The organism is Azoarcus sp. TTM-91 (genome assembly GCF_012911025.1).
Lineage (GTDB): Bacteria > Pseudomonadota > Gammaproteobacteria > Burkholderiales > Rhodocyclaceae > Azoarcus.
Genome location: NZ_WUEI01000016.1, coordinates 57,580 through 66,860 on the forward strand (window position 1 = coordinate 57,580; position 9,281 = coordinate 66,860).

Here is a 9,281-nt window from a genome sequence, read left to right on the forward strand (position 1 = left end):
AGCATCAAAACCCAGAATAATTACAACCAAATCAAAAATCGCTTCGAGGCATGCTTAAATCAAAAAAAATCTCCATAGTTACTCATAAAACCTCTTTCCTTGAAGTTATATCAATAACATCAATCTTTATCTCTTTGACATCCTCTTGATCAAGAATCATATTCATCAGCACTCTTGCCCCTGGCTCCGGCCATGACTCCAATGGCGAATTGGATAAATAACCAAACCCTGGCGGACCGATATTTATCAGGCTCCAGCGTTTATCCACATCGCACTGAATCTCGTCCTTCTGAAAGCCAGTGACAAAAGCGCACCTCCCTGAACGCTCCAACTCTCTCCATACCAAGTTTCCATTTTTTCCCAAGAAGATCTCGGTTATTTCTTTTTTCAGTTTCCCTACATCCAGCCCATCAAATCCATACGCCAATTTCATTGACCTTTTCAGCGCCTTGGATATTTCATCCTCTCCAAATGAAGAAAGGTCATTCCTTGCGGCCGCAGTCATGACAAATCCGTATTGGAAAATATTCAAAATCAATAATGCAGCATAAACCAAATGAGTTGTATTTTTTCGAATAGCCAAAATCATCCTCGCCCAAGAGAATAAGCGGAATATTTCAGATTATTAATTTTTCACGCTTTCAATAAGAAGGCTATCGTTAGCTCCACGCTAGCAAAAAGACGGCATATCGCTCATTCTTTCTCTTCGCAAAGTGAAATTACACTGATTGGCTTGAATGAACTTGGACTCCATTCCGAGCCGTAAAAGAAGGCCAAATTACACCCATCTGAGGACACCCTCCACCCCCAGATATTTTTCTTTTTATCAAACAATCGTGGAGAACCTCCATCCCATATTCTTTTGACATTGTTATTCATGATGATGAAAATGGATGACTCAGAAATGAGGACACCCCCTGCGGGGGTGGGAGCATAATAGTCTATATCGCCGCCATTTATGTTTTTCCACGCGGCCGGATACTCTATCTCTTCTATTTCTCCGTTAATTGACATAAGGCGAAAGGGCGTTGATTTCATTTCTCCGGACTTTTCTTCTTCTAGACTTTCGCTATTTTTCCTGTAGCTGAAGTAATTTAACTGATATTTATTTAAATATTCCAAGTAATGCTCTTTAAAAAATATAACCTCATCTGGCTTTATCCCCAAATTAATCGGGCCACGCCCATTATCAGGAAAATAAGCAGAAACCATTCCTTTTTCTATGTCAGTTTTATTTTTATAAAATACGATCGCTCCATGCCCCTCACGTAAACGGCGGATTACGAAATCATCTAGATATTTATGATCTGGCAGGCAAGTAGTCGGGTTTATTTTTTCACTCTCATTCGATACACGGGCCACACTACCGTCACTGGAAATCTTTACCAACTCGTACTGATAATCATCTTGACCTCTCTTATATGGAAGCGTCGGATGAAAAGGGGATGGTCTAATTGCCCCAATTCTTCGGCTTGAATTAAAGCACCATAAAATCCAGCCAGACGGGAGTAACCTTTGAACGCGGCCATTCTGCAAATTTAAGAGCATGCTTCTTTCGGCATTAGCCACGTTAATATCTTTGGTTTTCCCCTCTTCTGCTGCATTTACTATAAGCAAATCTCCACTTAACCATATCGCCACGAATTGCGATGGCATCGGCTTGAATGGATTCACACCCGACATGAACTGAAGCCCCGTTTCCCATACCTTATGTGGCGTATCAGAAAAATCCTTTGTGGGCTCATGAGCTGCAGCTAAAAACGGGAAAATTAATGCCGTGACAATGATTTTTCCCGTAACGATGTGTCTGAATTTGATCTTCATTTTTATCAAAAATTTGATTGATTATTTCCTGAATTCAAAAACTTAATCTCGGAGTTGAATAGCCAGCCAAATCTATTTTTTGGCAATTCCATAAGAATATATATTCCTGCTCTCTCTCTGAACACATTCCCGCACGAGCACCGTGAGAGGTAATCAGGAGGCAGCCGCCGTGGTCGCGCGAGTTTCTGCGGAATATTCATGTACGGAAACCAACGCACTTTTTAGTAGCGCTCGCGCGCACGTATTTCTTGGTGTTCCTCCCAGCTTGAGCCTCGCTCTTCTTGTACAAGCCCGAAGAGCTACTCGGCAGCCACCACCAGACCCTTTTCGTTATCAAATAGATAGCGCTTCAGCCGTTCGACGAACCACTGCAGCGCCTTGCCGTCGTTGGCGGGGTGCCAGGCGGTGCAGATGCGCTGGCGCAGGGGCGGGCTGTCGAGGGCGAGGAGCTTGAGGCTGCCGTCGGCGAGTTCGTGGCGGACGCGGTAGGCGGGCAGGTAGCCGACGCCCAGGCCCTGGCGCTGGGCTTCGATCTTGCGGTCCATGGACGGCACCACCAGGCGGGAGCGGCCGTCCAGCAGGCCGACCGAGCGCGAGGGCAGGTAGCGGGAGCTGTCCGCCACCACCACGGTGGGATAGGCCTGCACCGCCTGCACCGGCACCGGCGGCGACAGCGCGCTCAGCGGGTGGGCGGCGGCGGCGGCGAAGACGAAGTCCACCTCGCCGAGCACATGGCAGGCGAAGCCGCTGGAGGGCGGCTCGCCGACCGCGCCTATCACCAGGTCGCAACGCTTGGCGCTGAGCGCATCCCAGCTGCCACCCAGCACTTCGTCCAGCAGGCGGATTTCGGTGCGGTGGCCGGCGCGCTGGAATTCGGCCAGCAAGTCATAGATGGGCTCCACCGCCAGCACGCTGTCCACCGCGATACGCAGTTCCGCCTCCCAGCCGTCCGCCGCCGCCTTGGCCATGCGGGTGAGCTCTTCCACCGCGGTGAGGATGTGCCGCCCCTGTTCCAGCACCAGCCGCCCCACCGGCGTCAGCTCGGCCTTGCGTCGGCTGCGGTCGAACAGCGCCACGCCCAGCTCCTCTTCCAGCTTGGTGACGGTGTAGGAGATGGCGGAGGGCACGCGGAACAGCGCGTCCGCGGCGGCGGCGAAGCTGCCCTTGCGGTCTATGGCGTCGAGCACGCGCAGGGCATCCAGGGTGAGCGGTGAGTACATGGGCGACGGGGGCGGACTTGAAAGATCGGCGGCGATGAGAGAGCCACAAGTTCAAAAAGATTGATCAAATTAATTGAATATTTCGCTCAATTTTCTTCGCTATTTCTCCTGAAATCCAATCATTAAGATGGCTACATGCATCAAACGCACTGACGCAAACGAACACCAAACCCCCAAACCCAGCAAACGAAATCCAGGAGAAACACCATGAACAAGTCCCTCGCCCAACGCCTCCTTTCCTCCCGTGCCGGCGCTGCCGCCCTGGCGCTGCGGGTGCCGGTCGGCATCATCTTCATCGCCCACGGCGCGCAGAAGCTGTTCGGCCTGTTCGGCGGCTACGGCCTGGAAGGCACCGGCCAGTGGATGGAGTCCATCGGCCTCACCCCCGGCTACCTGATGGCGCTGATGGCCGGCAGCGCTGAGTTCTTCGGCGGGCTGGCGCTGCTGATCGGCCTGCTGGTGCGGCCGGCGGCGCTGTCGCTGAGCTTCGCGATGCTGGTGGCAATCTTCAGCGTGCATATCCACAACGGCCTGTTCATGAGCAACAACGGCTACGAATTCGGCCTCGCGCTACTGGCCGCCGCGGTTTCGCTGCTGTTCAGCGGTGCCGGCAGCCTGTCGCTGGACCAGGCCATCGCCCGCCGCCTCGGCGACGAGCGCTGAACCGTAAAGCACCCCCACTACAACATCCCCGACCCCAACCTCCGCAACCGCGGGAAGCCAGGATTCCCGCCCCAACCGGGAGCACGACCATGATCACCACTCGCCTCGCCCAAGACCGTGGCCACGCCAACTTCGGCTGGCTGGACAGCCACCACACCTTCTCCTTCGGCAGCTACTACGATCCCCGCCACATGGGCGTCTCGGCCCTGCGGGTGATCAACGATGACCGCGTGGTCGCCGGCGCCGGTTTCGACACCCACAGCCACCGCAACATGGAGATCATCAGCTACGTGCTGGAAGGCACCATCGAGCACAAGGACAGCACCGGCAGCCACTCGCAGCTGAAGGCGGGCGAGGTGCAGGTGATGAGCGCCGGCCGCGGCATCGCCCACAGCGAGTACAACCCCTCGGCCAAGGACGGGCTGCACTTCCTGCAGATCTGGATCGAGCCGGCGGTGGATGGCATCGCCCCCGGTTACGTGCAGCACGACTTCAGCGGCCTGCGCGGCAAGAACCTGATCGTGTCGCCGGACGGCCGGGAAGGGTCGCTCCGCATCCACCAGGACGCCAGCGTCTATCAGCTGAAGCTGGCGGCAGGCGAGGAAGCCAGCCATGAAACCACCGCCGGCCGCGGCTACTACGTTCATGTGGCGCAGGGCAGCCTGCGGGTGAACGAGGTGCTGCTGAACACCGGCGACGGCGCCGAGATCGCAGGTGAAGCGCTGATCCGCCTGCTGGCGGAAAGCGAAACGGAAGCGCTGCTGTTCGAACTGCCGTAAGCGCTTGCGGCGTGCAGGAAACCGACCGGCCCGGGGTTCGCCCCGGGCCGTTTTTTTGATTTGCGTGGCCGCGGGAGAGGGGCGGGAAACACCAGAGCGGCAGGCCCCTCCTCCGCGCTGTGCCGGCGTCACGAGGCGTCGGCCACCATCTCCGCCGTCGCCCCAGGCGGCGGCGCCACCCGCTTGATGGCCGCCGTATCCTGGCCGGGCGGCAGGCCGAACAGCCGCCGGTACTCCCGGGTGAATTGCTGCACGCTCTCGTAGCCCACCGCAAACGCGGCGCTGCTGGCGGAGCGGCCCTCGGCAGTCATCAATCGCCGGGCTTCGATCAGGCGCAGCTGCTTCTGGAATTGCAGCGGCGACAGCGAGGTCGCGGCGCGGAAGTGCTGATAGAAGGCGGACGCGCTCATGCCCGCCGTCGCCGCCAGCCGCGCCACCGGCAAGGGCTGCGCGAACTCCGCCCGCAGCAGCGCCACCGCGGCGGCTACGCGCTGGGCATGGCTGTCCGGCCAGCCGATCTGGCGGATGGCGCCCCCATGCTTGCCGGCCAGCAGCCAGTAATGCATCTCGCGCAGCAGCTGCCGGCCGAGGAAAGGCAGCGCGGCGGGGCGCTCCAGCAGGCGCATCAGGCGCAGGGCGGTATCCGCCACTTCGCCGTCGGTCGGCTCCACCTGCACCGCGACACCCTGGGCAACGGGGCCGAGTTTCATTTCCAGGCCCAACTCCGCGATCAGCGCCAGATCCAGCTCCAGCACCAGGGAGAAATACGGCTCGGCCTCGCTGGCCTGGGTGATCTGGCTGATCGTGGGCACGTCCGCGGTGATCAGCAGCGAATCGCCGGCGGTGAAGGAGAAGGCCTCCGTGCCCAGCAGCACCCGCTTGCTGCCTTGCAGGACCAGGCAGACCAAGGGCCGGGAAATCGCGTACTCCAGCCCGCTGGGCTTGCAGGCGCGGATCACCGCCAGCCCGGGGATGGAGCTTTGTGCCACGCCGGCCGGTCCGGCATGAACGCGGGCGTAGCGGCTGGCCGCCTGTAGCAATGAGTCATCCATGACTGCAAGGTAGCCGATCAAGCCCACGCGGGCATAGCGGATCTGGAGAAGCAGGCCAGAAATGCGGAGATTCAGGCAAAGCCCTGCCCGGCTCCGACTCGCAGAATGAAGGCCTGTTCCCACCCCAACCCAGGAGTTGCTGCCATGACGACCCTTTCCCTCATCACAGGTGCCAGCCGCGGCCTCGGCCGCAATACCGCGCTCGCCATCGCCCGCGCCGGCGGCGACGTCATCCTCACCTACCAGAGCCGCGAGGCCGAAGCCCGGGCGGCGGTGGCCGAGATCGAGCGGCTGGGCCGCAAGGCGGTGGCGCTGCAGTTGGATTCCGGCAAGGTCTCCACCTTTCCCGCCTTCGTCGAGCAACTGAAAACCGCCTTGCATGAGACATGGCAGCGCGAGCGCTTCGACCATCTGGTGAACAACGCCGGCCACGGCGAGATGGCGCCGCTTGCCGAGATGAGCGAGGCGGCCTTCGACGGACTGGTCAATGTGCATTTCAAGGGCGTGTTCTTCCTCACCCAGAAGCTGCTGCCGCTGCTCAACGATGGCGGCCGCATCGTGAACCTCTCCAGCGGCCTGACCCGCGTCTCCGCCGAGGGCTGGTCGGCCTACGCGGCGGTCAAAGGGGCGGTGGAGGTGCTCAGCGTGTACATGGCCAAGGAACTGGGTGGCCGCGGGATCGCCGTCAATACCGTCGCGCCGGGCGCCATCGAGACGGACTTCCTCGGCGGCGCGGTGCGCGACACCCCGGCGTTCAATGCGCACTTCGCTTCGATGACGGCGCTGGGCCGGGTGGGCGTGGCGGACGACATCGGCCCGATGATCGCCAGCCTGTTGTCCGAGGCCAACCGCTGGGTCAATGCGCAGCGCATCGAAGTCTCCGGTGGCCAGGGGATCTGAAGGGACGGAGGGAGCCGCCCGCTCGGCCGGGCGGCTCTTCCTTGAGCACCACTGCGCCGCGCACGCCCGCCAGAACCCTATTGTCATTACCAGGTACCCGCGGAGGCCGTCCAGCGTCTTGCCGTAGTCCGCGGTATTCACTTCCTCGTCGAACAGCTTGTGGATGCCGCCAAGGAAGCCGAAACGCCGCGGAAAAGCGGCTTTCATCCACGGAGACCCTTGCAGGCCGTACGAAAAGAAAACCGGTATCACGTGAAGCCGCGCTTGCAGCCGGAAAGCGCGCCGTCAGCCAGACGCAAGCCAGTGGCGGCGCGGGAATGGCGGCGGAGAACAAAACCGCCGGGAACACGGAAATCCGCATTGAGTCTTGGCCGCGCGGCTGCGACACTGGCGCAAAACAACAACGCTGCGCCGCAACAAGCGCCCGCAGCCCCCAACCCGGAGCCCTGCCGATGGACCGCCCCGCCTCAGCGCCACCGCGCCAGTACCGCTACTACGAATTCGTCATGGCGGCCTTCGTCGCCGTGTATCTCTGCTCCAACCTCATCGGCCCGGCCAAGGCGGCGCAGCTGGAACTGCCGCTGATAGGCGCGGTCACCTTCGGCGCTGGCGTGCTGTTCTTCCCGATTTCCTATGTGTTCGGCGACGTGCTCACCGAGGTCTACGGCTACGCCCGCGCCCGCCGGGTGATCTGGGCCGGCTTCGGCGCCATGCTGTTCGCCTCGGTGATGGCCTGGGTGGTGGTGAAGCTGCCGCCGGCGCCCGGCTGGCTCAACCAGCCGGCCTACGAGGTCGCCTACGGCTCCACCTGGCGCATCGTGCTGGCCTCGCTGGTGGCCTTCTTCTGCGGCGAGTTCATCAACTCCTTCGTGCTGGCGAAGATGAAGGTGTGGACCGAGGGCCGCCACCTGTGGGCGCGCACCATAGGCTCCACGATCTTCGGCGAGGGCGTGGATTCCATGCTGTTCTACCCGCTGGCCTTCTGGAACTCCGGCCTGATCCCGAACGAGCTGCTGCCCGCCATCATGCTCAGCCAGTTCCTCACCAAGGTGGGGGTGGAGGTGGTGCTGACGCCGGTGACCTACAAGGTGGTCGGCCTGCTCAAGCGCGCCGAGCGCGAGGATTACTACGACCGCAACACCAACTTCACGCCGTTTTCGATCAAGGCTTGAGGGGGCGTCGCGTCAGGGCTGACAAGGCTGGCAGCCGGGCGGACACGCCTCCTGTGGAGGCGTCCCCCTCTCCCCCGGCCCCTCTTTCGCGGGGGGAGAGGGGAGAAAGGCGGGCGTATGCGCCTGCCTGAAGCGCGGAACGATTACGGCAGCGCCGCCAGTTCCGCGATCAGCGCCAGATCCGCCACGCCGGTCGCCGGTGCGCCGCGGCCCTGCTGGTAGGCCTGCACGCAACGCACCGAGGTCTGGCCGTAGATACCGTCGGCGCGGATGTCTATCCCCCGCTCCGACAAGCCCAGCTGCAGCAGGCGCACATCCAGCCCGCGCAGCAGCGGCGACTGCATCGCCAGCGTGCGGGTGCCGGGCTGCGGGCCGTCGTAGCAGCCGGCGGGCGTGGCGGTGAGCGAGGCCAGCGAGATCTCGCCGTCGCGCACCACCAGCGGCAGCTCCAGCCCCCAGTAACCCTGGTCGATCAGGCGGCGGAAGGCGGCCATGCGGTAGACGGTGGCGCGCAGGTCGGCACGCGGGTGGCCGGCCAGCCAGTCGCGGCGGATGTCCACATAGGCGGCGATCCAGTCGCGCTCGCCCACCGCCGCCGCCGGACCGCGCGCCGCCTGGGTGCGGTCGCGCATCGCCTTCCACGAGCCATGCACGAAGCTGTCGTAGACCACCGCCACGCCCAGCGGGGTGGCGATGCCCTCCCGCGCGGCGGTGCGCTCGGCCGGCTGCCAGTAGGTTTCGTCGAAGAAAGCATCCTGGGTGTCGCGCATCACCGGGTCGTCGGCGGCGGCGCGCAGCAGGTTGTGCAGGCGGGCATCGGTATCCACCGCGCGCTCGCCGGCCGACACCGCGGGCAGCCAGGGCGACAGCCGCGCGCCGAAGCGGGCGCCGGCGTTGGCGCAGTAGCGCTCCAGCATGCGGTAGAGGTTGCCCGAGCCCAGCGTGGCCTGGGAGCGGCCGTAGGTGAGGCGGCCGGTGTCGCCGGCGATCAGCGTCACCTGCCCGTAGTCGCCGCGTACCCGGCCGGTTTCGAACAGATTGACGATGGCTTCGGCGGTGCGCTTCTGGGTCTGGCTGAGCGGCATGGCGGGCTCCGGCGGGAAGGCCGGCCGGCCCGGCAGGCCGGCGGCGGCGCAATCGACCCATTCAACATAGACAGCCCCGATTCCGCCTGCCGGGCCCATCTCCCATAATGAGCGCACGCCCTGCCCGCCCCCGCCCGCCATGAACTTCACCGTGCGCGACTGCCGCGACGACGACCTGCCGGCGCTGCGCGAACTCTTCCTCGCCGCCCGCCGCGCCACCTTCACCTGGGAACCGCCGCTGCGCTTCCGGCTGGAGGATTTCGACGATCTCACCACCGGCGAGCGCATCTGGGTGGCCGCCGCGACGGCAGGCGACGCCCCGCTGGGCTTCGCCGCAGTGTGGGAGGAGGACGCCTTCCTGCACCACCTGTTTGTCCATCCGGATCATCAGGGGCAAGGCATAGGCAGCGCCCTGCTGGCCGCCGCCACTGCGCCGCTGCTGGCGCCGGCCACGCTGAAATGCCTGGAGGCCAACCGCCGCGCCCGCCGCTTCTACCTGCACCACGGCTGGGAGGTGACAGGCAACGGCAGTGGCCCGGACGGCGCCTGGCTGCTGATGCGGGAGGGGCATCACACGCCGTGGGCG

Annotated in this window: 10 protein-coding genes; 5 read left to right on the forward strand and 5 right to left on the reverse strand. The window is 62.4% G+C overall.

From position 1 onward, the window contains the following. Positions 1-82: 82 nt before the first annotated feature. The 3 genes from GRF61_RS07215 to GRF61_RS07225 all read right to left on the reverse strand — a co-directional run bounded on the left by GRF61_RS07215 (position 83) and on the right by GRF61_RS07225 (position 3,044). A complete protein-coding gene (locus GRF61_RS07215) occupies positions 83-589 on the reverse strand; it encodes a hypothetical protein (protein WP_169149990.1) in 507 nt (168 codons plus the stop codon). A gap of 104 nt (positions 590-693) precedes the next feature. Continuing rightward, positions 694-1,824: a hypothetical protein gene (locus tag GRF61_RS07220; RefSeq protein WP_169149991.1), complete on the reverse strand. Its 1,131-nt coding sequence runs from the start codon at positions 1,822-1,824 to the stop codon at positions 694-696. 299 nt (positions 1,825-2,123) lie between these two features. Next, positions 2,124-3,044 (reverse strand): LysR family transcriptional regulator, encoded by a 921-nt coding sequence (locus GRF61_RS07225; protein ID WP_169149992.1) that lies wholly within the window; start codon positions 3,042-3,044, stop codon positions 2,124-2,126. A gap of 207 nt (positions 3,045-3,251) precedes the next feature. Here GRF61_RS07225 and GRF61_RS07230 point away from each other — a divergent pair, with 207 nt between their 5' ends. Further along, positions 3,252-3,707, forward strand: a complete 456-nt coding sequence (locus GRF61_RS07230) for a DoxX family protein (RefSeq protein WP_169149993.1) — start codon at positions 3,252-3,254, stop codon at positions 3,705-3,707. An 89-nt stretch (positions 3,708-3,796) separates the two neighbouring features. Then, complete coding sequence (locus GRF61_RS07235; protein WP_169149994.1) at positions 3,797-4,486, forward strand: pirin family protein; 690 nt, start codon at positions 3,797-3,799, stop codon at positions 4,484-4,486. A 128-nt stretch (positions 4,487-4,614) separates the two neighbouring features. On the opposite strand, the gene GRF61_RS07240 is transcribed toward GRF61_RS07235, so the two are convergent. Continuing rightward, the gene (locus tag GRF61_RS07240) at positions 4,615-5,538 is read right to left on the reverse strand and encodes an AraC family transcriptional regulator (RefSeq protein WP_169149995.1); all 924 of its coding nucleotides are present in this window, start codon (positions 5,536-5,538) and stop codon (positions 4,615-4,617) included. 144 nt (positions 5,539-5,682) lie between these two features. On the opposite strand from GRF61_RS07240, the gene GRF61_RS07245 reads away from it, so the two are divergent. Next, a complete protein-coding gene (locus tag GRF61_RS07245; protein WP_169149996.1) occupies positions 5,683-6,438 on the forward strand; it encodes an SDR family oxidoreductase in 756 nt (251 codons plus the stop codon). A 452-nt stretch (positions 6,439-6,890) separates the two neighbouring features. After that, the gene (locus GRF61_RS07250) at positions 6,891-7,610 is read left to right on the forward strand and encodes a queuosine precursor transporter (protein ID WP_169149997.1); all 720 of its coding nucleotides are present in this window, start codon (positions 6,891-6,893) and stop codon (positions 7,608-7,610) included. A 143-nt stretch (positions 7,611-7,753) separates the two neighbouring features. On the opposite strand, the gene GRF61_RS07255 is transcribed toward GRF61_RS07250, so the two are convergent. After that, the gene (locus GRF61_RS07255; protein WP_248281149.1) at positions 7,754-8,695 is read right to left on the reverse strand and encodes a peptidoglycan-binding protein; all 942 of its coding nucleotides are present in this window, start codon (positions 8,693-8,695) and stop codon (positions 7,754-7,756) included. 139 nt (positions 8,696-8,834) lie between these two features. Here GRF61_RS07255 and GRF61_RS07260 point away from each other — a divergent pair. Beyond that, on the forward strand, positions 8,835-9,281 hold a 447-nt coding region (locus GRF61_RS07260), incomplete at its 3' end, for a GNAT family N-acetyltransferase (protein ID WP_169149999.1).

Coding starts and splice junctions, on each gene's coding strand:
- GRF61_RS07215 (WP_169149990.1), bottom strand. CDS start 589: ATGATTTTGGCTATTCGAAAAAATACAACTCATTTGGTTTATGCTGCA.
- GRF61_RS07220 (WP_169149991.1), bottom strand. CDS start 1,824: ATGAAGATCAAATTCAGACACATCGTTACGGGAAAAATCATTGTCACG.
- GRF61_RS07225 (WP_169149992.1), bottom strand. CDS start 3,044: ATGTACTCACCGCTCACCCTGGATGCCCTGCGCGTGCTCGACGCCATA.
- GRF61_RS07230 (WP_169149993.1), top strand. CDS start 3,252: ATGAACAAGTCCCTCGCCCAACGCCTCCTTTCCTCCCGTGCCGGCGCT.
- GRF61_RS07235 (WP_169149994.1), top strand. CDS start 3,797: ATGATCACCACTCGCCTCGCCCAAGACCGTGGCCACGCCAACTTCGGC.
- GRF61_RS07240 (WP_169149995.1), bottom strand. CDS start 5,538: ATGGATGACTCATTGCTACAGGCGGCCAGCCGCTACGCCCGCGTTCAT.
- GRF61_RS07245 (WP_169149996.1), top strand. CDS start 5,683: ATGACGACCCTTTCCCTCATCACAGGTGCCAGCCGCGGCCTCGGCCGC.
- GRF61_RS07250 (WP_169149997.1), top strand. CDS start 6,891: ATGGACCGCCCCGCCTCAGCGCCACCGCGCCAGTACCGCTACTACGAA.
- GRF61_RS07255 (WP_248281149.1), bottom strand. CDS start 8,695: ATGCCGCTCAGCCAGACCCAGAAGCGCACCGCCGAAGCCATCGTCAAT.